Below are 22,350 nucleotides of genomic sequence, written 5' to 3'. Positions count from 1 at the left end.
CCGTTCTGAGCCGGGATAGCGTGACGCCCATGGCATCGGAACCGGCCTCCCTGCGATCACGCCTGGCCCGTCTCTGGCGACGAGCATCAACATCCGCCCGCGACGCGGCCTCGCCGACCCGCGACGCGGCCTCGCCGACCCGCGACGCGGCCATGTCGACCCGCGACACACAGCGTCCCGCGCGAGGCACCACGACTTCCCCGGCCAGTGCCGCGCATCAACGAGCAGCCACCGGCTATCCCGGCGACTTCACCGGCACGCCGACCCTCGACTACGCGCCCAAGCCTGACGGCGAGCCCGACCCGGGCGAGATCGTCTGGACCTGGGTGCCCTACGAGGAGGACCACCGCCAGGGCAAGGACCGACCGGTGCTGGTCATCGGTCGCGACGGCGCGTGGCTGCTGGCTCTCATGCTGACCAGCAAGGACCACGACCGTGACCACGAGCAGGAAGCCCGACATGGTCGGTACTGGCAGGACATCGGCTCGGGCGACTGGGACCGCCAGGGCCGTCCCAGCGAGGTCCGGGTGGATCGCATCCTGCGCGTGGACTCCTCCGCTGTGCGACGCGAGGGCGCGGTGCTCGACCGCGACCGGTTCGACCAGGTCGCGGCGGCCGTCCGCGCCGCGAGCTGACCGAGCCGCGAGCTGACCGAGCCGCGAGCTGAGCTCAGCCCCGCGGCATACCCGCTGCGGTGCCGCTGCCGGAGGGGCATGGCCGGAGGGGCATGGCCGGAGGGGCATGGCCCGAGGACAACGCGAAGGGCCGGTCACCCGTAGGTGACCGGCCCTTCGTGAGGTGTGCCGTGGAAGGCGACTCGCGTCAGAGCGAGGCGGCCTTCTTCGCCATGGCCGACTTCTTGTTGGCGGCCTGGTTGGCGTGGATGACACCCTTGCTCGCGGCCTTGTCGAGCTTCTTGCTCGCGGTCGCGAGAGCGTCATTCGCCGCAGAGGCGTCGCCGGAGTCGACGGCTGCCTGGAACTTGCGGATCCAGGTCTTGAGCTCGCTCTTGACGGCCTTGTTGCGCTCGGTCGCCGTGCGGTTCGTCTTGATCCGCTTGAGCTGGGACTTGATGTTTGCCACAGGTGTGTCTCTCTTGGTTGGTCGGTGGTTGCCGTTAGAGGGCGGCAGAAGTCTCTCGGGACCAGGCTGGTGGGGCGCCTGTGGTTGAGAGGCTCTGGATGGTGCTGCATGCGCGCACGACCATGCGCGCACGCGAGGGGCAAATCTACCAGCGAGGAGCCCACTCCCCCAAAACGTGGGTATGCCGCGTGCTCCCGACGCGGTCAGGTCGCGCCTGGGTGCTCACCGGCCGCTGCGGGCCTGCGTGATCGTGAGGACGGCGCGTTCGACGGCGTAGACCGGGTCGCGGCCACCGCCCTTGACCTCGAAGTCGGCGTTTGCGACTGCCTGGATCGCGTCGGCGAGCCCCTCGGGCCCCCACCCGGACAACCCGCGCCGGGCCTTGTCCACCTGCCACGGGGCCATGCCGAGGTCGCGCGCCACATCCGCCGATCGCCCACGACCAGCTGCGCCCACCTTGACGAGCTGGCGCAGCTGTTGGGCGAGCACGGCCACGATCGGCACCGGGTCGACCCCCGTGGCGATGGCGTGGCGCAGCAGCCGGAGCGCCTCGCCGGCGTTGCCCGCGACAGCGGCGTCGGCCACCTTGAAGCCGGTCGCCTCGACCTTGCCTCCGTGGTACCTGGCGACCAGGTCCTCGTCGATGGTGCCGGTGGTGTCGGCGACGAGCTGCTGGCACGCGGAGGCGAGCTCGCGCACGTCCTTGCCGATGGCCTCGATCAGTGCGCGCACGGCATCGGGGGTGACGCGGCGCCCCGCCCGACGGAACTCGTGCATGGCGAAGTCGGTCTTGTCACGGTCGGTCTTGATGGCAGGAGCCTCGAGCACGCGCGCCTGCGACTTCTTGAGGAGGTCCAGGACCTTCTTGCCACGCTGCCCCGACTTGTGGGTGACCACCAGGGTCACCTCGGCGTCGGGGGCGGCGAGGAAGGCGAGCAGGTCTTCCTGGAGCTCGTCCGGCGCCTCGTCGAGGTCCTGGACGACGATGCACTTCTCGCCCCCGAACAGCGACGGGCTGGCATGCATGCCGAGCGCGCCCGCCTCGTAGGTCTCGGCGGCCAACCGGATGACCTCGAGCTCGGGAGCAGAGGCCCGGAGCTCGTCGAGGGTGGTGCTGAGCGCACGGTCGGCGATGACGGCCTCGGGTCCGCTGATGAGGACGAGAGGGGGCACGGTGCGCGTCGCGGTGGCGGTCACGGGGACAGCCTCCCATGCGCCGGGGACAGCCTCAGCCGCCCGGACAGTAGGCCTCACCCGCGGGGAGCCCCGGGTGGACCGGACCCTCACGGTCGCTCACCGAGCCCCCACCACTGCGTCCCGCGCGGACAGCGATCACCTCGGCCAGGATCGCCACCGCAATCTCCCCCGGTGCGTTGGCCCCGATGTCGAGCCCGATGGGCGCATGCACCGTGGCGAGCTCGTCAGGCGTCACGCCGTGGTCCAGCAACCAGCCGCGCCGCCGCTCCTGCGTCCGGCGCGAACCCATGCCCCCGATGTATGCGGTGCCGGCCCCCAGACCCGCCGCGATGGCGGGGCCGTCCACGTCGTCGTGATGGCTCGTCACGACGAGCGCGTCCACTCCCTCGGGGACGGAGGGATCGTCGCTCGACAGGGTCACCGACCAGCCGAGCGGGGTGGCGAGGGCGACGAGTGCCTCGGCCACGGGCCCGGCTCCGACGATGTGCAGGGTGCAGGAATCCGCCATCCCGTCAGTATCGCCCTACTCGAAGGCGAGGGTGGCGGCTCCGGAAGCCTCCAGGCCGAGGCCCTTGAGGCGGGATGCGACGACATCGGCGGGCAGCTCCAGGCTCTCGGCGAGCTCGTCGACGGACAACCCGAGCTCGATCCCGTCGCGCAGCTCCTCGTCGGACTCGGCCGTCCAGGCGTGGCCGCCGGTCACCGCGGTGCGCGTCGACTCTGCGGGTGGCGGCGAGTCGGCCACCGGTCGAGGATGCTCCGCCACGTCCTCCCCCGTGGCCCCCATGGACGGGCCGACCAGCGCGCCGGTGATGCCGCGGAGGGCCGGCTCGTGCACCTGCACCGGAGGCGCCGCCGTCTCGTCGAGCCGCCTCAGCGCCGCCAACACCCGCTCGCGGTCGGTGGTCGGCCAGAACGGAGGCAGCGAACGCTGGAGGAACCCGGCATACCGAGCAGTCATCATGCGGGAGTCCAGGAAGGCGACGACGCCACGGTCGTCGGCGCGGCGGATGAGGCGCCCCGCCCCCTGCGAGAGGCGTAGCGCGGCGTGGGTCGCCGACACGGCCATGAAGCCGTTGCCCCCCATCCGGGCGATGGCCTGTGAACGCGCCGACGAGAGGGGGTCGTCGGGGCGCGGGAAAGGGATGCGGTCGATGATGACGAGCTGGCAGGCCGAGCCGGGCACGTCGACGCCCTGCCAGAGGGTAAGGGTGCCGAACAGGCAGGTCTGCGGGTCTCGTGCGAACTGTCGCACGAGGGTCGTGATCTGGTCCTCGCCCTGGCACAGGAAGCCGATGTCGCCGTCGAACCTCTCCCGCATCGCCTCGGTGGCCTCCTTGGCCGCGCGCATCGAGGAGAACAGGCCGAGGGTCCGCCCACCGGCCGCCCTGACCAGCGCCTCGATCTCGTCGAGCGTCTGCTCGCTCAGGCCGTCGCGTCCCGGTGCAGGAAGGTGTTGCGCCACATAGGCAATCGCCTGCTGGGGGTAGTCGAAGGGGCTGCCGACATCGAGTCCGCGCCATTCCGGCGCGCCCTCGCCCCGCAGGCCCATCGTGCCGGCAACGGCGTCGAACGTCCCGCCCAGCTCGAGCGTCGCCGACGTCATCACGACAGTGCGGTCGCCAAAAACCTTGTCGCGCAACAGCATCGCCACACTCATGGGCGCCACACGCAACACCGAGCCGCGTCGCTGGTCGCGACTCACCCACACGACGTCGAGGTCGCGCTGCTCGAGGACGCGCGATGAGTTCTCGAACATCTCGTCGATGGCGGCCTGCGCCACCTTGCGGGCACCGTCCGGCTCGACGCCCTTCTCCGGCTTGAGCTCGGACTGCACCTGCCTCGTCGTGTCCCTCACCCTCGCGAGCGCGAGCGACAGCGAGTCGGGTATGCCGTTCAGCTTGCCTTCGGGGAGCTGGTCGAGGACCCCCTGGAGGAAGACCGAGGCGTCGTCGACGGCGTCGGTGGACTCGGCGAGGCGTGCGGCTCGCTTGGCCGCGGCCGCGACCATCGAGGGCGTGATCTCGTCGGTGATCGTGGACGTGACCCGGTCGACCAGCTCGTGCGCCTCGTCCACGATGAGCAGGTCGTGCTCAGGCAGCATCTGTCGGCCCTCGAAGGAGTCGATCGCCATGAACGAGTGGTTGGTGACGATGACGTCGCAGTCCTTGGCCGCGTCGCGCGAGCGCTCGACGAAGCAGTCGGCGAACGCCGGGCACTTGCTGCCCATGCACTCGTGGGCGCTGACCGAGACCTGTCGCCACGCCCGCTCGCTCACCCCGGGCACCAGCTCGTCGCGGTCGCCGGACTCGGTGGTGTCGGCCCACTCGCGCAGCCGCACCACCTCCTGGCCCAGGCGCGAGGCCGCGCGGTCGACCTCGGCGACCTCGAACAGCCCTTCCTCGTCGTCAGGGAACCCACCCTCGAGCTTGTGGGCGCACAGGTAGTTGCGACGGCCCTTGACCAGCCCGTAGGTGGGCCGCTTCCCGAGCAGGGGTGCGATGGACTCGGCCAGCCGCGGCATGTCGCGGTCGACGATCTGGGCCTGCAGCGCGAGGGTCGCGGTGGCGACGACAGCGGGCTTGCCGGTCTTCTGGGCGTGCATGACGGCCGGGATGAGGTAGGCGAGCGACTTGCCCGTGCCGGTGCCCGCCTGCACGAGGAGGTGCTCGTCCCTGGCCACGGCGTCCTCGACGGCGTGCGCCATCTCGACCTGGCCAGGACGCTCGACCCCACCGACTCCCTGGACGGCGGCGTGCAGGAGGTCGTCGAGACTGGCCATTGGGTCAGCGTATGCCGTGCGCCGGCTCGATCCGTCGCCTGTCCCCACCCCTCGCAGCTCGCAGCCGTGACCCCGGCGCCGCGGGCGCCGGGGTCACAGTGGTCGGTTCCGGGTCAGGTCACCTCTCGTCCACCCAGGCGGGTGCCGGAACCCCGTTCCCCGTCAGGTTGTCGCACCCGACGAACTGGGTGTCCACGCGCTGGATGGCGCAGAAGTAGGTGACCGTCGGCTCGAGGGGCGCGGGGCCGGCGTCCTGGCGGGCGGCGGCCGGGAGCGTGCCCAGTGCGACGAGGAGTGCTGTGGCGGTGATCATGGGGAGAATCCGCCGGGTCTGCTGGATGGTGTTCACGGTGTGCTCCTGGTGCTGAGAGGTGTGTGGTGCTGACCCCTCCACGGTCCGGCCGGGAGGCCCTGACCCACATCGGGTGCACCCCCTCAGAAGCACCGCCGAAACCCCTCAAATATCGGGTGTCGGCCCGACGGGCACAGGAACACACTGGGGACGTGCCCCCTGCGGACCTGCTCTCGAGCGACGGCTTCGTCGGCCGCTCCGGCGAGCTCGGCGAACTGGCCGCGGCCCTGGCATCGGCACGGGCGGGGCACGGGCGTGCCGTGCTCGTTCTGGGCGAAGCGGGGGTCGGCAAGACCAGGCTGGCGCAGCAGGCCTGCGCGCTGGCCCGGGACTTCCTCGTCCTCACCGGCGCCTGCCTGCCGCTGTCCTCGATGAGCGTTCCCCTCCTGCCGCTGCGCGCCGCGGTGGGTGGGCTCCCTGCCGAGCAGCGACCCGCCCTGCGGCGTGCTGCCGGTGTCGAGGCCGCTGAGGAGTTCGACCGGTGGCTCGAGGACCGCTGCACCCAGACTCCGGTCGCCCTCGTGGTCGACGACTTGCAGTGGGCCGATCCCGCCACGCTCGACGTGCTGATGTGGGTGCTGGCCGGGCTGACTACCCGCCGCCTGGCCTTGCTGGTGACGGTGCGCCGCGGGGAGGCGGGTCCCGGCCATCCTCTGCAGCGCTGGTTGGCCGACGTGCGGCGCCTCCCGGGGTTCGTCGAGATGTCCCTCGGACCGCTCGACCTCGAGGAGACCCGCGCCCAACTCACGGGCGTGCTGGGGGAGGTGCCGCACGACACCCTCGTGCGAGAGGTGTACCGCCGCACTGGAGGCAACTCCTACCTGAACCGACTGCTCGTCCAGGGCCTCTCCCCCACCGCGTCTGCGCTCGGGCCCAGCCTCCCGGAGGACCTCTCCGCAGCGGTCCTGCGTGCCTGGCACCGGCTGGACACCCCGGCTCGCGAGCTCGCCCGGGTTCTCGCCGTCCAGGGCCGGGTCGCGGGCGACGGTGCACTGGACCGCGTGGCCGCCCTGGCCGGCGTGACCGACCTGCGCTCCGCACTGCGCGACTGCGTGGACGGCAACCTTCTCGAAGCCGACGGGAGAGGCGGTTACTGGTTCCACCACCCCCTCCAGGCAGAGGCCTTGGCGGGCAGTCTTGGCCGGTTGGAACGCGAACACCTCCATACCGCCTTTGCCGGGGCCCTCGAGCAGGATCTTGCCTCGGCTGCGGCCGGCGCAGTGTCGGCGGACGAGTCGACACTAGAGACCCTCAGCCTCATCGCCGACCACCACCGCCAGGCAGGTCATGCCCAGGAGTCGTATGCCGTGGGGCTCCGCGCGGCCGAGCTGGCCCAGGACCTGGGCGCCACGACCATGCAGGTGAGGCTGCTGCGGCGCGCCCTCGAGGTCAGTGAGCAGCTCGACGGCAATGCCCCGCAACCGGCTACCGCCCTGTGGGAGCGGCTGCGTCTGGCGGCCGAGTTCGTCGGTGACTTCGAGGAGGAGCTCCACGCGGTCGAGGCCCTGCTGAGCAGGCTCGACGAGGGACAGGAACCGCTCGCCGTGGCCGAGCTCCTGGTGCGCCGACAGCACCTGCGGTTCATGACCGGCCGAGGCTTCCTCGACCCCGCCGAGATGCGACGGGCCGTCGAGCTCGCGGGACACGAGCCCGAGTCATGGCAGCACGCGCTCGCCCTCGCCGAGCTGGCGCACGCCGCTCTGTGGCAGGACGACGCCTCCTCCCCTCAGTTCGCCACGGCTGCGCTGGAGCGTGCCCGAGCCTGCGGCAACCCCCGCGCGCTGACCTATGCCCTGACAGCCAACGCCATGCTGGCGGTGCACGAAGATCGTCCGGACGACGGGCAGCGGCTGGGACGCGACGCCGTCCAGGCGGCCGTCGAGGCCCGGGACGGGTTTGCGTTCGTGCACGCGACGCTGTGGGAGGCGAACTCCGTCGAAGGACCGATCAGCCCCGAGTGGATTGCCATGGTCGGTCGGCGCAGGGCGGAGCTCGCCGACCTGGGGATGCCGCACCCGGTGATGGCGTGGCTGGCGTGCAACGAGGCTTTCGGCCAGCTCCACGCCGGCAACCTGGAGGCCTGCTCACAGCTGCTCCGGATGGCCCTGGGATCCACACCGGGAACGCTCGCCGACGTCCAGACCCGCCTGAGCGCCGCCTGGATGGCAGCAATCCAGGGCCAGACGCACGAGGCAGAGGGTCACCTGGCCCGCGCGGACGAGCTGTTCGCCGAGACGTCGACCTTCCTGGCCTTCGAGTTCGACGCCGTCCGAGCCATGGTGCTGCTCTCGGGCGGGCACCTCCGCGCCGCGCTCGATGCGGCCTTGACGAGCGCGATGAACCAGGGGGCACCCGCCACCATGTGTGAGTGGCTGCTACCCCTCGCCGCACGGGCTCTCGCCGACCTGGTGCAGCAGGAGCGCGACACCGGTTCCGACCCTGCGGGTCTCCTTGCCGAGCTCGATGCACTCACAGCCAGGTTCCCGGAAACCCTCGCCGAGATGGGCGGGATGAGTCGTTTCTACGAGCGGCAGCTGGCCGGTCTCGGGGCGATGTACCACGCGGAGGTTGCCCGCGCCCGTCAGGCCGCTGACGAGCCCCTCCTGTGGGAGCAGGCGTCGAACGCCCTTCACCAGCTGCTGCCCTGGGAGGAGTGCTACTCGCTGTGGCGGCAGGCGGGATCGCTGTTGCTCGCGAGCCATGGCAGTCGCGACGACGGTGTCGACGCGCTGCGCCGCTCGTACGCCCTGGCCCGGATGCTGGGCGCGCAGCCCATCATCGCGGAGCTCGAGGCGCTGGCCCGGGGCACCCACGTCCGCCTCGCCGACCCGGTCACCAGCGGTCCAGCCACCGGGGACGCACGCCAGGTCGGCCTCACGGCGCGCGAGACGGAGATCCTCGGACACATCGTCGCCGGTCGCACCTACGGCGAGATCGCCAGGTCCCTCGTGGTCAGCGAGAAGACCGTCAGCTCGCACGTCAGCCACCTCCTGAGCAAGACGGGGTGCGCCAACCGCGTCGACCTCGCGCGCTGGGCCACGCGCACGTAAGCCACCGGCATACCCGAGGGTGGAGCCGGGCGTGGCCGCGGACCGGACCACGCCCTGCGAGGATGGCGGCGATGACTGTTGACCACGCGAGCCCCGAGGCCGCGAGCCCACCACTGCTCACCGACCTCCTCCCGGCCGGGGTCGCGGAGCCGGACGACGTGTATGCCGCGTTCGACGGTTGGGCGCGCGACCGTGGGCTGCCGCTGTATCCGCACCAGGACGAGGCCCTGCTCGCCGTCCTGGCCGGGGAGAACGTCGTCCTGTCCACGCCGACGGGTTCTGGCAAGTCCCTCGTCGCCACGGGAGCACACCTGGCCGCGCTGGCCACCGATCGGGTGAGCTTCTACACCGCTCCCATCAAGGCGCTGGTGAGCGAGAAGTTCTTCGCGTTGTGCGAGATCTTCGGCGCGTCCGAGGTCGGCATGCTCACGGGCGACGCCTCCGTGAACCCCGACGCGCCGATCATCTGCTGTACCGCCGAGATCTTGGCCAACCTCGCCCTGCGCGAGGGAGCCGACGCCGACGTGGGTCTGGTCATCATGGACGAGTTCCACTTCTACGCCGAGCCCGACCGGGGCTGGGCCTGGCAGGTGCCCCTGCTCGAGCTGCCGCAGGCGCAGTTCGTGCTGATGTCCGCGACCCTGGGCGACCTCACCGACCTCGCCGAGGACCTGACCAGCCGCAACGGCCGGGCGACGACCATGGTCACCGGCACCGAACGACCCGTGCCCCTGAGCTTCACCTGGGCCCTGACGCCGCTCTCCGAGACGATCGAGGAGCTGCTCACCACCCACCAGTCCCCCGTCTACATCGTCCACTTCACCCAGGCAGCGGCGCTCGAGCAGGCCCAGGCGCTGCTGTCGATCAGGGGCACCGTCAAGGCGGACAAGGCCGCGATCGCCGAGCGCATCGGCGGGTTCCGGTTCACCGCCGGCTTCGGACGGACCCTGTCCAAGCTGGTCCGCTCCGGGATCGGGGTGCACCATGCGGGGATGCTGCCGCGCTACCGGCGGCTGGTCGAGCAGCTCGCCCAGGACGGCCTGCTCAAGGTCATCTGCGGGACCGACACCCTCGGCGTCGGCATCAACGTGCCGATCCGCACCGTCCTGTTCACCGGGTTGGTCAAGTTCGACGGGTCCCGGCAACGGGTTCTGAAGGCCCGCGAGTTCCACCAGATCGCCGGACGGGCCGGGCGCGCGGGGTTCGACACCAGCGGGTCGGTGGTCGTCCAGGCCCCCGAGCACGTCATCGACAACGCGCGGGCGATTGCCAAGGCCGGCGACGACCCCAAGAAGCTCAAGAAGGTCCAGCGTCGCAAGCCGGCCGACGGAGAGGTGTCGTGGACCGAGCAGACCTACGACAAGCTCGTCGCCGCGGAACCCGAGCCGCTGGTCTCCCGGATGCGGGTGGACCACTCGATGATCCTCAACGTCGTCCAGCGGCCTGGCGACCCGGTGCGCGCCCTGAGCCATCTCCTGCGGGACAACCACGAGACGCCGCGCGGGCAGGCCAGGCTGTCCCGTCGCGCCATCACGCTGGGCAGGAGCCTGCTCGACACCGGCGTGCTCCGCCGCATCTCGCCGCCCGACCCTGACGGGCGCACCATCGAGGTGCGTGGTGAGCTCCAGCACGACTTCGCCCTCAACCAGCCGTTGGCACCGCTGGCCCTGGCCGCGCTCGACGTGTTGGACCCGCAGTCCCCGACGTACGCCCTCGACGTCGTCTCGGTCATCGAGGCGATCCTCGATGACCCCCGCCAGGTCCTCATGGCGCAGCAGTTCAAGGCCCGTGGCGAGGCGGTGGGCGAGATGAAGGCGGAGGGAATCGAGTACGACGAGCGGATGGCTCTGCTGGAGGACGTGACGTGGCCGCGGCCGCTCGCCGACCTGCTCGAGGCGACGTTCGAGATCTTCCGGCAGAGTCACCCGTGGGTCTCGGAGTCGGCGCTGTCACCCAAGTCGGTGGTCCGCGACATGTACGAGCGCGCCATGACCTTCACCGAGTTCGTCTCGACCTACCAGCTGGCCCGGTCCGAGGGCCTGGTCCTGCGCTACCTCACCGATGCCTACCGGACGCTGCGTCAGACGGTGCCTGACGCCCACCACAGCGAGCAGTTCGACGACCTCTTCGAGTGGCTCGGCGAGACGGTTCGCCAGACCGACTCCTCCCTCCTCGACGAGTGGGAGGCGCTGACCGACACCGACGCCAACGAACGCCTGGAGGAGCTCGAAGGACTGGCAGCACACGGCGGCACCCGACCCACCCGCCCGATCACGTCGAACGAGCGTGCCTTCCGGGTGATGGTCCGCAACGCGATGTTCCGTCGCATCGAGCTCGCCAGCCGTGACCGGTTCGGCGACCTCGCGGCTCTCGACGCCTCCCAGGCAGCACTCCCCGAGCCGCCACGCCACCCCCTGATGGACGGGGCAGCGTGGGACGAGGCGCTCGGGGCCTACTACGCCGACCACGACACGATCGGCACCGACGCCGAGGCCCGCGGACCCCAGCTCCTGACGATCACCCCGTCGCAGGGGCCCCCGCCGGGGGCGCTGGAGCCGGAGACCGAGCACCGCCTCTGGAACGCACGACAGACCATCCACGACCCCGAGGGCGACCACGACTGGGTGATCGAGGCGGTGGTCGACCTCGAAGCCTCCGACGAGGCCGGCGAGCCGGTGGTCCTCACGACGGCAATGCGCCGCCTCTGACCTACTGCCGAATCACGCGGTGGTCGTGAGGTCCAGGGTCATGAACACGCTGAACTCGTCGGCGAGGTAGGGCCCGAACGGGCCGCAGGCCGTGAAGCCGTACGCGGCATACATCGTCCGTGCGGGCGCGAACTCCTCGGGCGAGCCTGTCTCGAGACTCAGCCGGGTGTAACCGCGCCGCCCGGCCTCGACCACGACGTGGTCGAGCAGCGTTGCCGCCACCCCACGCCGACGGTATGCCGGTGCGGTGCGCATCGACTTCAGCTCGCCGTGGGTGGAGTCGAGCTCGCGCAGGGCCGCGCAGCCGAGCACGTCTTCGCCGTCCCACAGGCTCCAGAAGCTCAGGTCCGGCGTCCGCAGCCGGTCGAGGTCGAGCGCGTGCACGCTCTCCGGTGGCGAGTAGCGCCGCATGTCCTCGACGTGCTCGGCCAGCAGGGCCTGGACCTGGGCCGTGTCCAAGCCGCCCAACCTGATGTCCAAGGCGCGTGACCGGGTTGAGCGCTTCAGGCCGCCGCGAAGCCCGCGAGCTCGCTGGCGAGCTCCGCGTGGACACGAGCCTTGAGCAGGGTGCCGGTTCCGGTGTGCTCGCTGGAGAGCACTTCTGCCTCCTCGTGCAGGCGGCTGACGAGGTCGCCGCGGTCATACGGCACCAGCACCTCGACGTCGATCGTGGGGCGCGGGAGCTCGTCGGCGATCAGGGCACGGAGCTCGTCCAGCCCGGCGCCGGTGCGGGCCGAGACGACGATCGAGTGCTTCTCGTGACGCCGGATCCGGTCGAGCACCTCCGGGTCGGCCGCGTCGGCCTTGTTGACGACGATAACCTCGCGGACGTTGGCGGCCTCGACGTCGGCCAGGACCGCCCGGACCGCGCTGATCTGTCCCTCGGGGTCGGGGTGGGAGCCGTCGACGACGTGCAGCAGCAGGTCGGCGTCGGCCACCTCCTCCAGCGTCGACCGGAAGGCCTCGACCAGCTGGGTGGGGAGCTGCCGAACGAAACCGACCGTGTCGGCAAGGGTGTAGAGGCGACCGTCCTCGGTCTCGGCACGACGGACGGTCGGGTCGAGGGTCGCGAACAGCTGGTTCTCGACCAGCACGCCGGCGCCCGTGAGGCGGTTGAGGAGAGAGGACTTGCCAGCGTTGGTGTAGCCGGCGATGGCGACGCTCGGCACCTCGTGGGCCTTGCGGCTGAGGCGGCGGGTGTCGCGGCTGGTCTTCATCTCCTTGATCTCGCGCCGGAGCTTGGCCATCCGGGTGTTGATGCGGCGCCGGTCGAGCTCGATCTTGGTCTCACCGGGACCACGCGACCCCATGCCCTGGCCGCCGGCAGCCTGGCCACCGGCCTGCCGCGACATCGACTCACCCCAACCACGCAGGCGCGGCAGGAGGTACTGCAGCTGGGCCAGCTCGACCTGGGCCTTGCCCTCCTTGGACTTCGCGTGCTGGGCGAAGATGTCGAGGATCAGGGCGGTCCGGTCGATGACCTTGACCTTGACGACGTCCTCGAGCGCGCGCCGCTGGCTGGGCGTGAGCTCGGTGTCGCAGATGACCGTGTCGGCGCCTTCGGCGATGACGATGTCACGCAGCTCGATGGCCTTGCCCGAGCCGAGGTAGGTGCCGGTGTCCGGCTTGGCGCGGCGCTGGACGAGCCCGGCCAGCACGGTCGAACCCGCGGTCTCGGCCAGTGCGGCGAGCTCACGCATCGAGTTGTCGGCGTCCTCGGCGGTGCCTTCGGTCCAGACGGCCGCGAGGACCACGCGCTCGAGCCGCAGCTGACGGTACTCGACCTCGGTGATGTCCTCGAGCTCGGTGGACAGCCCCGCGACACGGCGCAGGGCAGCGCGGTCCTCGCGGTCGTACTGGTCGCCGTCGTAGCCGGCCCCGTCGCTGTCGAGGAATCTGTCCTCGGTCGCCAGCGCGGTGGCCTTCAGGTCAAAGATGTCTGATCGTTTCAGTGTCATGTCCCCTCAAGAATCTCACCTTTTCAACGGGCGCAGCGACCGGTTTATGTCCTTCCGTCTACCGTTGGCCCCGATGAGCACGCCAGACCACTACTTCACGGCCGCACCGGCGAGCCCCGCACAGCAGCGCACCATCACGGTGCGACTGGCCGGGAAGACCGTCGACGTTCGCTCGGCCGCGGGCATCTTCAGCCCCGGCGGGGTGGACCAGGGCACCGCCGTCCTGCTCCGGCACGCCCCCGCACCACCCACGCAGGGCGCCCTGCTGGACCTCGGCTGCGGCTGGGGCCCGATCGCCCTCACCTTGGCGCTCCGATCGCCCCAGGCGACCGTGTATGCCGTGGACGTCAACGAGCGTGCGCTGGACCTCCTGCGCACGACCGCGGCGTCGCTGGGACTGGACAGCGTGCACGCGAGCCAGCCGGACGGCATACCCGAAGAAGTGCGGTTCGACGCGATCTGGTCGAACCCGCCCATCCGGGTCGGCAAGGCGGTCCTGCACGACCTGATGCTCACCTGGCTCCCCCGGCTGGCGCCGGGCGGCGTCGCCTACCTCGTCGTGCAGAAGAACCTCGGCTCGGACTCGTTGCAGCGCTGGCTGGTCGAGAACCTCGACCCCCACGTGCATGCCGTGTCGCGGTTCACCTCGGAGAAGGGCTTCCGGATCCTCGAGGTGCGTCGTTCGCCTGCCGACGCGGCAGGCGCCTAGCGACTCGGCCGCACCACCATCGCCGACCCACCGCCACGCCGCGTCGTCTCGGCCGCCGCCTCGGCCTTGCCGTGGCCGAGGAGCCGGATCGCCACAGCGTTGCCGATCGGGTCCTGGAGGGCGAGCACGTGGCCCTGGGCGCGGAGCGCCGCGGCCTCGGGCGAGTCAAGCAGGGCCTGCTCGGCGTTCTCGGTGCCGTTGCGCGAGGACAACCGTGGTGCCGCGATGGCGTCGACGAGGGACAGGTCGCGATCGAGGTACTCCGTGATGATCTGGGCGACGGTCGTGATGATCGTGGCGCCGCCGGGGCTGCCCACGCTCAGGAACGGCTTGCCGTCCGCGAGGATGATCGTCGGGCTCATCGACGAGCGCGGGCGCTTGCCGGGACCAGGCAGGTTCGGGTCCGGGACCCCTTCCTTGAGCGGCGCGAAGTTGAAGTCGGTGAGCTCGTTGTTGAGCAGGAACCCGTAGCCCGGCACGGTCAGGCCTGAGCCGCCGTACTGCTCGATCGTCGTCGTGAACGAGACGACGTTGCCCCAGCGGTCGGTCACCGAGAGGCTGGTCGTCGAGCGGCCGTCCGGCGCGGCCGGCGTGCGACCCGCGCCCGGGGCGCACGAGGCATACGAGCCGTCCGGCGACCCGAACGGGACGGGGCGCGTCATCGCCGTCGCCTCGGAGAACAGGCAGGCGCGCTCGTTGGCGAAGCCCTGGCTGAGCAGCTCCCGGGTGGGGACGTCCGAGACGTCACCGACCCAGCGGTTACGGTCAGCGAAGGCGGTGGCGGAGGCCTCGCTGAAGCGGTGCAGGTACTCGGCGTTGCTCACCTGCGACAGGTCACGCCCGGTCTGCCGGTCGTAGGCCTCAAGCAGGTTGAGGATCTCGCCCACGGCGATGCCACCGGAGCTCGGAACGCCCATGCCGTAGACGTCGAGCCCGCGGTAGCTGGCATGGGTGGGCTTGCGGTCGAGGGCCTTGTAGGCAGCGAGGTCGCGCAGCGTGATCTGCCCCTTCAGGACGGTGTCGCCCGGTGCGGTGCTGGGGTTGCGCGCCTCGTCGACGATGGCCCGCCCGAGCGTGCCGCGATAGATCGACTGGATTCCGTGCAGCCGGATCTCGCGGTAGGCCTTGGCGATGTCGGGGTTGTTCCATCGGCTGCCCACCGCCGGCGCCTTGCCACCGCGCAGGAAGACTCGGGAAGTCTCGGGGAAGCGCGCGAAGCGGGCCTCGTTCTCAGCGGTCAGGTCGTGGAAGGACTGGTCGACGACGATGCCGTCGACGGCCTTGCGTTCGGCTGGTTCGAGGAGCCGTCCCAGCCGCATGGTGCCGTGCAGGTCGAGGGCGCGCTGCCACAGCGCCGGGGTCCCCGGCACCCCCACGGACAGGCCGGAGTTGACCGCCGTGGCGAACGGCAGTGGAGCTCCCGTGGCGGGGTCGATGAACGACTCCTCGGTGAAGGTCGCGGGCGCGGCCTCCCGGCCGTCGATCGTCGAGACCTTGCCGCTACGCCCGTCGTGCCACACGAAGAAGCCACCTCCACCGATGCCGGAGGTGTAGGGCTCGACGACGCCGAGCATCGCCGCCACGGCGATCGCGGCGTCAGCGGCGTTGCCCCCGCGTCGGAGCACGTCGATCCCGGCCTGGCTGGCGTCGCGGTCCACCGACGAGACTGCACCGCCGTAGCCGGTCATCTGCGGCACCTTGGGCAGCTGGGCAGCACCTCGACCAGCGTGGTGTTCCGGCCCGGCCGACGCCGCCACGGGGGCGACCAGGGCGACGGCTGCGGTGAGGGCTCCGACGAGCGCGGTGGAGAGCAGGGTACGGGGACGCTGAGGGCTCATGAAACGACCGTATTCCGGCATTTCGGGCTTCGCACCCCGGGGCGAACGTGGGGCACCAGGACCAGCCAGAGCCGTCAGGCCGGCCAGAGCAGCCGGACGGGCCAGAGCAGCGGGTCAGACCAGGTCAGTGGTGCCGTCGGCGACGAGGGCAGCGGGGCCGGCCAGCTCGACGTCGTGGCCAGGGAGGGCCCGCACCCTGAGTCGGCCACCGGGGACGTCCACGGTCCACGTGTCCGTCACGTCGCCGGCCCAGAAGCGGGTGGCCAGGGCTGCGGCGGCGGCACCGGTGCCSCACGACCGGGTCTCCCCCACGCCACGCTCGTGCACCCGCATGCGGATGTGCCCGACGCCCATGGGCCGGACGAACTCCACGTTGCTGCCGTGCGGAGGAAGCGGGTTCACCAGCGGAAGCCGGTGCAGGTCGAGGGAATCCAGGTCGATCTGCTCAGGCAGCGCGACCACGGTGTGGGGATTGCCGAGGTCGAGGCTGAGCGCAGAGAGGGGCTCGTGCCCGTCGAGGTGGACGAGTGCGTCGAACCCCTCCTCGTCGGCGATCACCTGCTGGGCCAGGCGCCACGGCCCGAGGTTGACCGCGATGAGGTCGGGCGACTCGAACCGGACCAGCTTGGTGCCGGCCCTGGTCGCAATGGAGAACTCGTCCGCCGTCTCGAGGCCCTCACGGCGCAGGTACGCCGCGAAGACCCGCGTCCCGTTGCCGCACATCTCGGCGACGCTGCCATCGGCATTGCGGTAGTCCATGAACCACCTGGCAGCCTGAGCCTGCGCCAGGATGCCGCCCTCGGTCGCCAGGGCGGTCGGCACCACCCGGATGACGCCATCACCACCGATCCCCGCGCGCCGGTCGGCCAGCCGGGCCGCCTGCTGCGCGGTCAGGTCGCGGACACCCTCGAGGTCGGGCACGAGCACGAAGTCGTTCTCGGTCCCGTGGCCCTTGGTGAAGGGGGTCTGGTCAGCCATGGGCCCCATTGTCCCTGATTGCCGCCCGGACCAGGGCAGCTGCCTGGTCGGTCACGTCGGGGGCGAGCGCATCGAGCCACGTGATGCGCGGGTCGGGGTTGAACCACGACTCCTGACGGCGGGCGAAGCGTCGGGTCAGCGCGGTCGTCTGCTCCTGCGCCCGCTCGGTGGTGAGGATCCCGTCGAGCTCAGCCAGCGCCTGCGCGTAGCCGAGCGCGCGTGAGGCCGTCCGGCCCTCGCGCAACCCCAGCGACTCGAGGTGACGCACCTCCCCCAGCAGCCCCTGCTCCCACATGTGCCGCACCCTGGTGGCGATGCGTTCGTCCAGTCGGGCGCGCGGCATTCGCAGGCCGACCATGACGGCGGGCTGCACGAAGGTGCGCGTGGGCATCGTGGCCGAGAACGGCCGCCCGGTCAGCTCGATGACCTCCAGGGCGCGCACGATCCGTCGCAGGTTGCCTGGCTCCATCGCCTGTGCCGCAACGGGATCCAGCTCTTCGAGGCGAGCATGGCTCGCGGCAGCACCGACCGCGTCGGCTTCGGCTTCGAGCCTCGCGCGCACTGCGGCGTCTGTCGGGGGGATGTCCAGGACGTCGAGGGCAGCCCGGACATAGAGTCCCGAGCCGCCTGCCAGAACCGGGTGGTGCCCGCGGCCCTGGATGGCGGCGAAGTCGGCTCGAGCCGCCGCTTGGTAGGCGGCAACGCTCGCCTCCTGCGTCACCTCGAGCACGTCGAGCTGGTGATGGGGTATGCCGCGGCGCTCGGCGAGCGGGACCTTGGCCGTCCCGATGTCCATCCCGCGGTAGAGCTGGCTGGCGTCCGCACTGACCACCTCGCCACCAAGGGCTTCGGCCAGGTCCAGCGCGAGGTCTGACTTGCCGGTCGCGGTGGGCCCGACGACGCCGACGACCATGGGGGTCATCGGGTCACAGGTCGTGCTCGTGGTCGTGCCAGTGCGCGCTATCGGGGTCGTCATGGTCGTGGTCGTGGCCGAACGGATCCGGGTCGACACCGGGGTGCCATGCGAACCCGGGCTTGCCCCATCCCTGCTTCTTGACCGCCTTGCGCGCCTTCCTGGCCCACCGCTCGCTCAGTCGGTCGACATAGAGGAACCCGTTGAGGTGGTCGTACTCGTGCTGCATGCAGCGGGCGAACCAGCCGGTGGCCGAGAACGAGAGCTCCGCACCATCGACGTCGAAACCGGTCACCGTCGCCGACTCGCCGCGCTTGAGCGGGAAGCTCTCCCCTGGCACCGAGAGGCATCCCTCGGCCTCGTCGTGCGGGTCCGGCTCGTCGAGTGAGGGCTTGGTGGACGTGAGGTAGGGGTTGACGATGGCCCCCCGCGCGGGGACGCCGTCCTCGTTGTCCATCTGCCAGGTGAACACGCGAAGGCCGACGCCGATCTGGGGAGCGGCCAGGCCAACTCCGTGGGCAGCGTCCATGGTGTCGAACATGTCCGCGACGAGGTCGCGCAGGTCGTCGTCGAACTTCGCCACGGGTTCGGCCCGGCGGTGGAGCACGGGCTCGCCGGTGATGACGATGGGGCGGACGGTCATGCCGGGAAGTCTTCCAGACGGTGCCGGCCGCACCGGATTCCGGGTGGCGCCGCGCTCAGCCGCACGAGGGCGCCGGGACCGCGGCCGGTCGACCCACACCCGGCATACCCAGGGACACACCCGGCTTGCCCGGGACCGGCGCGTCCTGCAGGGCGGCCCAGGCGTCGCCACCCGCGGTGCGCCGCACCGAGTAGGCGCCACCCTCAAGGGCGGCATCAGCAACGAGGTGGTGGGGCGCGCCGTAGGTGACACCGACAGTGACCATGTCGCCGGGGCGAGGGCGTTCGGCACCCTCCGGCACGGCGAAGTGGACCAGACGGTTGTCGCGGGCGCGGCCCGAGAGGCGGTGGGTCGCGGTGTCCTTGCGACCTTCGCCGGTGGCGACGAGGACCTCGACGTCCCGACCCTCGACGGTGCGGTTCTCGGCCCAGGAGATCTCCTCCTGTGCGGCGATGAGCCGTTCGTACCGCTCCTGGACCACGGCCTTCGGCACTTGGTCCGCCATGGTCGCAGCCGGGGTGCCCGCGCGGATCGAGTACTGGAAGGTGAACGCGCTCGCGAACCTGGACTCGCGCACCACCCGCAGCGTCTCCTCGAAGTCCGCCTCGGTCTCGCCCGGGAAGCCCACGATGATGTCTGTCGTGATCGCGGCGTCGGGGATCTGCTCCCGCACGCGGTCGATGATCCCGAGGAACTTCTCGCTCCGGTAGGACCGGCGCATCTGCTTCAGGACGCTGTCCGACCCCGACTGCAACGGCATGTGCAGGCTCGGCATGACGTTGGGGGTCTGCGCCATCGCGGCGATGACGTCGTCGGTGAAGGCCGCCGGGTGCGGGCTCGTGAAGCGCACCCGCTCGAGTCCGTCGACCTCGCCGCAGGCCCGCAGGAGCTTGCCGAACGCGAACCGGTCGCCGAACTCGACGCCGTAGGTGTTGACGTTCTGCCCCAGCAGGGTGATCTCGACGACCCCCTGTTCGACCAGGGCCTGCACCTCGGCGAGCACGTCACCGGGGCGCCGGTCGGCCTCCTTGCCGCGCAGGCTCGGAACGATGCAGAACGTGCAGGTGTTGTTGCAGCCCACCGAGATCGACACCCAGCCTGCGTAGGCAGAGTCGCGTCGGGTGGGCAGGGTGCTGGGGAACACCTCGAGGCTTTCGAGGATCTCGACCTCCGCCCGTTTGTTGTGGCGGGCCCGGTCGAGCAGGGCGGGCAGGCTGCCGATGTTGTTGGTGCCGAACACGACATCGACCCAGGGGGCCCGCTGCACGATGGTCGAGCGGTCCTTCTGGGCCATGCAGCCGCCGACCGCGATCTGCATGTCGGGGTTCCTGGTCTTCGCGGGACGCAGCTGGCCGAGGTTGCCGTAGAGCTTGTTGTCGGCGTTCTCACGCACCGCACAGGTGTTGAAGACGACGACGTCAGCCGCCTCCGGCCGCGTGGTCGCAGGCAGGCTGTTGACGTCGACGTAGCCCGCGGTCTCGAGCAGGCCTGCGAGCCGCTCCGAGTCGTGCACGTTCATCTGGCAGCCGTGCGTGCGGACGTCGTAGGTCCTGGGTGCAGTCGTGGTGGTACTCATCGCACGCCAAGGGTACGTGGTGAATGCGCCAGCTCAGTCTCGCTGGTGCTCGGGGGCGTCGGCGATCGCCTCACGGATCACAGCCATGGCCAGGTCGGCGGGGTAGCCCTTGCGGGCCAGCATCCCCGCGAGCCGGCGTTTCTGGACGACGGGGTCGAGCCCGTGCATCGACCTGAGCCGCTTGGTCACGAGCTGTGCGGCACGGTCCCGCTCGTCCTCGGGGTTGATCGACTCCAGCGTCGCCCGGGCCGTCTCGTCGTCGACGCCCTTGGTCCGCAGCTCGCGGGCCAGCGCGCGCCGGGCCAGTCCCCGACCGGCTTGCTGCGACCGGACGAGCATCCCCGCGTAGGCCTCGTCGTCGACCAGCCCGACCGAGGCCATCCGGTCGAGCACTGCTTCGGCGATGTCGTCGGGGCAGTTGCGCTGGCGCAGCTTGTCACGCAGCTGCTGGCGACTCTTGGGCGACAACGCGAGCTGTCTCAGCACGATCTGGCGCGCGACGTCGTAGGCATCCGGCTCGCCGTCACGGGTCTGCAGGTCTGCCTCGGGGCCACCGGGGATGGGCTGCCAGGCCCGTGGGCGTGCCGATCTCGGCTGCCGCTCGTCGGCCGGAGCGGTCGCGGACGTCGCGGCCAGGGCCGCCTCGAAGGCTGCCCTGGCCGCGTCGTGTCGTTCAGTCATTCGGGATCACTCAGTCGGGATCAGTCGGGATCAGTCGGGATCAGTCGGGATCAGTCTGGATCGCTCAGTGGTGGGTCGCCCGAGCCGTGGCTCAGAACTCGACCGGCACCTCGGGGATCGAGTCGGCCGGCTTGTCGACCTGCGGGCCGATCCCGAGCTTTTCCTTGATCTTCTTCTCGATCTCGTTGCCGAGGTCGGGGTTGTCCTTGAGGAACTGACGAGCGTTCTCCTTGCCCTGGCCGAGCTGGTCACCCTCGTAGGTGTACCAAGCTCCGGCCTTGCGGACGAAGCCCTGCTCGACGCCCATGTCGATGAGCCCACCCTCACGGGAGATGCCCTGGCCGTAGAGGATGTCGAACTCGGCCTGCTTGAACGGCGGCGCCACCTTGTTCTTGACGACCWTGACCCGGGTGCGGTTGCCGACCGGCTCGCTGCCGTCCTTGAGGGTCTCGATGCGACGCACGTCCAGGCGCACGGAGGCGTAGAACTTCAGCGCCTTGCCACCCGTCGTCGTCTCGGGCGAGCCGAACATGACACCGATCTTCTCGCGCAGCTGGTTGATGAAGATGGCCGTCGTGCCGGTGTTGTTGAGGGCACCGGTGAGCTTGCGCAGGGCCTGGGACATCAGCCGGGCCTGCAGACCGACGTGGCTGTCACCCATCTCGCCCTCGATCTCGGCACGTGGCACGAGCGCGGCGACGGAGTCGATGACGATGATGTCGATGGCGCCCGAGCGGATCAGCATGTCGGCGATCTCGAGCGCCTGCTCCCCCGTGTCGGGCTGGCTGACGAGGAGCGCGTCGGTGTCGACCCCGAGCTTCTTGGCGTAGTCAGGGTCGAGGGCGTGCTCGGCGTCGATGAACGCCGCGATGCCGCCGGCCTTCTGCGCACTGGCCACCGCGTGCAGCGCGACCGTCGTCTTGCCCGAGGACTCCGGGCCGTAGATCTCCACGACGCGACCGCGCGGGAGGCCACCGATGCCGAGCGCGACATCGAGCGCGATCGAGCCGGTGGGGATCACGTCGATGGGGGGCCGGACGTCGTCGCCGAGGCGCATGACCGCGCCCTTGCCGAACGACTTCTCGATCTGCCCCATCACGCTGTCGAGGGACTTTGCCTTCTGGTCCACAGTGGGAGTGTTCGCTCCAGCCATTCTGGCCACCATTCCTTCTTTCGCTTCGAGTCGGGCGCGCCTGCCTTCGACCCTGGGGCAGCTGATCTGCTTGTCGGGTCAGACGCTAGGTGTCGGCACCGACAGCCGTCCGGGGCCGCTCGCACGGCCTGTGGACGGTGGGTCTGTCGTGGTTCCACCTGTGGACGAACATACCGAACACCTGTTCGAAATACGGCATCCGGCACGCGACACGCCGCGGCGAGTCCGATCAGCCTTCAGGGCGAGGCAGGGCGGCGCATCGGCGTGTGCGGAATGCCGTCCTCCACGAAGCCGCGCCCGCTGGGTGCGAAGCCGAACCCGGCATACCAGTCGACGAGGTGCGACTGGGCGTCGAGCACCACAGGCCGCTCCCCTGCCGCCTCGAGCGCGGCGCGCATGAGCAGTGCGGCCCGGCCCTGGCCGCGCGCGTGCGGCGCGGTCGCCACCCGGCCGATGCGCAGCGCCTCCCCGTCGTCCAGGACTCGCAGCGTGGCCACCGGTGCGCCGTCCTGCTCGACCCACAGGTGACGAGTCGCCGGTTCGAGGTCACGGCCGTCGAGATCCAGGTAGGGGCAGTCCTGCTCGACGACGAACACCTGGGCGCGCAGGGCCCACAGCCGGTAGCCCGTCAGCGGGTCGAGGTCGGCGAAGCCGGCCGATCGCACCGCGCCAGCGCCCACCACGACCCCGTCCGCAGGCTCCACCATGATCCCGATGCTAGGCGCCCGA

19 protein-coding genes are annotated in these 22,350 nt (G+C 70.7%); 4 read left to right on the top strand and 15 right to left on the bottom strand.

Annotation, left to right across the window (positions count from 1 at the left end):
* Positions 1-29 precede the first annotated feature (29 nt).
* On the top strand, positions 30-635 hold the full coding sequence (locus tag AC1DWR_RS13920) for a type II toxin-antitoxin system PemK/MazF family toxin (RefSeq protein WP_477612533.1): 606 nt from the start codon (positions 30-32) through the stop codon (positions 633-635).
* Between the two features lie 187 nt (positions 636-822).
* Here the strand turns inward: AC1DWR_RS13920 and rpsT are convergent, their stop codons facing one another.
* From rpsT to AC1DWR_RS13895, 5 genes are all read right to left on the bottom strand, one after another.
* Entirely contained in the window at positions 823-1,083 is a 261-nt protein-coding gene (rpsT, locus tag AC1DWR_RS13915; RefSeq protein ID WP_477612532.1) for a 30S ribosomal protein S20, read from the bottom strand.
* Positions 1,084-1,305: 222 nt separating this feature from the next.
* Entirely contained in the window at positions 1,306-2,280 is a 975-nt protein-coding gene (gene holA, locus AC1DWR_RS13910; protein WP_477612531.1) for a DNA polymerase III subunit delta, read from the bottom strand.
* A 31-nt stretch (positions 2,281-2,311) separates the two neighbouring features.
* On the bottom strand, positions 2,312-2,788 hold the full coding sequence (locus AC1DWR_RS13905) for an XdhC family protein (protein WP_477612530.1): 477 nt from the start codon (positions 2,786-2,788) through the stop codon (positions 2,312-2,314).
* Positions 2,789-2,803: 15 nt separating this feature from the next.
* Complete coding sequence (locus AC1DWR_RS13900; RefSeq protein WP_477612529.1) at positions 2,804-5,062, bottom strand: ATP-dependent DNA helicase; 2,259 nt, start codon at positions 5,060-5,062, stop codon at positions 2,804-2,806.
* 118 nt (positions 5,063-5,180) lie between these two features.
* Positions 5,181-5,411: a hypothetical protein gene (locus AC1DWR_RS13895; protein ID WP_477624660.1), complete on the bottom strand. Its 231-nt coding sequence runs from the start codon at positions 5,409-5,411 to the stop codon at positions 5,181-5,183.
* A gap of 155 nt (positions 5,412-5,566) precedes the next feature.
* Here AC1DWR_RS13895 and AC1DWR_RS13890 point away from each other — a divergent pair, with 155 nt between their 5' ends.
* Positions 5,567-8,464 (top strand): helix-turn-helix transcriptional regulator, encoded by a 2,898-nt coding sequence (locus AC1DWR_RS13890; protein WP_477624659.1) that lies wholly within the window; start codon positions 5,567-5,569, stop codon positions 8,462-8,464.
* 71 nt (positions 8,465-8,535) lie between these two features.
* Positions 8,536-11,172: a DEAD/DEAH box helicase gene (locus tag AC1DWR_RS13885; RefSeq protein ID WP_477624658.1), complete on the top strand. Its 2,637-nt coding sequence runs from the start codon at positions 8,536-8,538 to the stop codon at positions 11,170-11,172.
* A gap of 12 nt (positions 11,173-11,184) precedes the next feature.
* On the opposite strand, the gene AC1DWR_RS13880 is transcribed toward AC1DWR_RS13885, so the two are convergent.
* Both AC1DWR_RS13880 and hflX read right to left on the bottom strand, forming a co-directional pair.
* A complete protein-coding gene (locus AC1DWR_RS13880) occupies positions 11,185-11,631 on the bottom strand; it encodes a GNAT family N-acetyltransferase (protein WP_477624657.1) in 447 nt (148 codons plus the stop codon).
* Positions 11,632-11,675: 44 nt separating this feature from the next.
* The gene (hflX, locus tag AC1DWR_RS13875) at positions 11,676-13,130 is read right to left on the bottom strand and encodes a GTPase HflX (RefSeq protein WP_477624656.1); all 1,455 of its coding nucleotides are present in this window, start codon (positions 13,128-13,130) and stop codon (positions 11,676-11,678) included.
* Positions 13,131-13,203: 73 nt separating this feature from the next.
* On the opposite strand from hflX, the gene AC1DWR_RS13870 reads away from it, so the two are divergent.
* A complete protein-coding gene (locus tag AC1DWR_RS13870; RefSeq protein ID WP_477612523.1) occupies positions 13,204-13,839 on the top strand; it encodes a class I SAM-dependent methyltransferase in 636 nt (211 codons plus the stop codon).
* On the opposite strand, the gene ggt is transcribed toward AC1DWR_RS13870, so the two are convergent.
* The 8 genes from ggt to AC1DWR_RS13830 form a co-directional block, all read right to left on the bottom strand.
* The gene (ggt, locus tag AC1DWR_RS13865) at positions 13,836-15,677 is read right to left on the bottom strand and encodes a gamma-glutamyltransferase (protein WP_477624655.1); all 1,842 of its coding nucleotides are present in this window, start codon (positions 15,675-15,677) and stop codon (positions 13,836-13,838) included. The two genes, AC1DWR_RS13870 and ggt, sit on opposite strands and share 4 nt — an antisense overlap.
* Positions 15,678-15,791: 114 nt before the next feature.
* The gene (gene dapF, locus AC1DWR_RS13860) at positions 15,792-16,655 is read right to left on the bottom strand and encodes a diaminopimelate epimerase (protein ID WP_477624654.1); all 864 of its coding nucleotides are present in this window, start codon (positions 16,653-16,655) and stop codon (positions 15,792-15,794) included.
* On the bottom strand, positions 16,648-17,631 hold the full coding sequence (miaA, locus tag AC1DWR_RS13855) for a tRNA (adenosine(37)-N6)-dimethylallyltransferase MiaA (protein ID WP_477612520.1): 984 nt from the start codon (positions 17,629-17,631) through the stop codon (positions 16,648-16,650). The genes dapF and miaA overlap by 8 nt, the downstream gene beginning before the upstream one ends.
* Positions 17,582-18,211: a peptide deformylase gene (gene def, locus AC1DWR_RS13850; protein ID WP_477612519.1), complete on the bottom strand. Its 630-nt coding sequence runs from the start codon at positions 18,209-18,211 to the stop codon at positions 17,582-17,584. Before def ends, miaA begins: the two co-directional genes overlap by 50 nt.
* A 55-nt stretch (positions 18,212-18,266) precedes the next feature.
* Positions 18,267-19,787 (bottom strand): tRNA (N6-isopentenyl adenosine(37)-C2)-methylthiotransferase MiaB, encoded by a 1,521-nt coding sequence (gene miaB / locus AC1DWR_RS13845; protein ID WP_477612518.1) that lies wholly within the window; start codon positions 19,785-19,787, stop codon positions 18,267-18,269.
* A 33-nt stretch (positions 19,788-19,820) separates the two neighbouring features.
* The gene (locus AC1DWR_RS13840) at positions 19,821-20,468 is read right to left on the bottom strand and encodes a regulatory protein RecX (RefSeq protein WP_477624653.1); all 648 of its coding nucleotides are present in this window, start codon (positions 20,466-20,468) and stop codon (positions 19,821-19,823) included.
* Between the two features lie 91 nt (positions 20,469-20,559).
* Positions 20,560-21,621, bottom strand: a complete 1,062-nt coding sequence (gene recA / locus AC1DWR_RS13835) for a recombinase RecA (protein WP_477624735.1) — start codon at positions 21,619-21,621, stop codon at positions 20,560-20,562.
* Between the two features lie 236 nt (positions 21,622-21,857).
* Entirely contained in the window at positions 21,858-22,328 is a 471-nt protein-coding gene (locus tag AC1DWR_RS13830) for a GNAT family N-acetyltransferase (RefSeq protein ID WP_477612515.1), read from the bottom strand.
* Between the last annotated feature and the right edge of the window lie 22 nt (positions 22,329-22,350).

The sequence above is a fragment of the Pedococcus sp. P2_E2 genome (assembly GCF_056403955.1).
This window is presented reverse-complemented; position numbering and strand designations above follow the sequence as displayed.

Bases quoted from the DNA above. Each gene is read 5' to 3' on its own strand.
- AC1DWR_RS13920 (WP_477612533.1), top strand. From the start codon at position 30: ATGGCATCGGAACCGGCCTCCCTGCGATCACGCCTGGCCCGTCTCTGG.
- AC1DWR_RS13905 (WP_477612530.1), bottom strand. From the start codon at position 2,788: ATGGCGGATTCCTGCACCCTGCACATCGTCGGAGCCGGGCCCGTGGCC.
- AC1DWR_RS13900 (WP_477612529.1), bottom strand. From the start codon at position 5,062: ATGGCCAGTCTCGACGACCTCCTGCACGCCGCCGTCCAGGGAGTCGGT.
- AC1DWR_RS13885 (WP_477624658.1), top strand. From the start codon at position 8,536: ATGACTGTTGACCACGCGAGCCCCGAGGCCGCGAGCCCACCACTGCTC.
- hflX (WP_477624656.1), bottom strand. From the start codon at position 13,130: ATGACACTGAAACGATCAGACATCTTTGACCTGAAGGCCACCGCGCTG.
- AC1DWR_RS13870 (WP_477612523.1), top strand. From the start codon at position 13,204: ATGAGCACGCCAGACCACTACTTCACGGCCGCACCGGCGAGCCCCGCA.
- ggt (WP_477624655.1), bottom strand. From the start codon at position 15,677: ATGAGCCCTCAGCGTCCCCGTACCCTGCTCTCCACCGCGCTCGTCGGA.
- miaA (WP_477612520.1), bottom strand. From the start codon at position 17,631: ATGACGACCCCGATAGCGCGCACTGGCACGACCACGAGCACGACCTGT.
- def (WP_477612519.1), bottom strand. From the start codon at position 18,211: ATGACCGTCCGCCCCATCGTCATCACCGGCGAGCCCGTGCTCCACCGC.
- miaB (WP_477612518.1), bottom strand. From the start codon at position 19,787: ATGAGTACCACCACGACTGCACCCAGGACCTACGACGTCCGCACGCAC.
- AC1DWR_RS13840 (WP_477624653.1), bottom strand. From the start codon at position 20,468: ATGACTGAACGACACGACGCGGCCAGGGCAGCCTTCGAGGCGGCCCTG.
- AC1DWR_RS13830 (WP_477612515.1), bottom strand. From the start codon at position 22,328: ATGGTGGAGCCTGCGGACGGGGTCGTGGTGGGCGCTGGCGCGGTGCGA.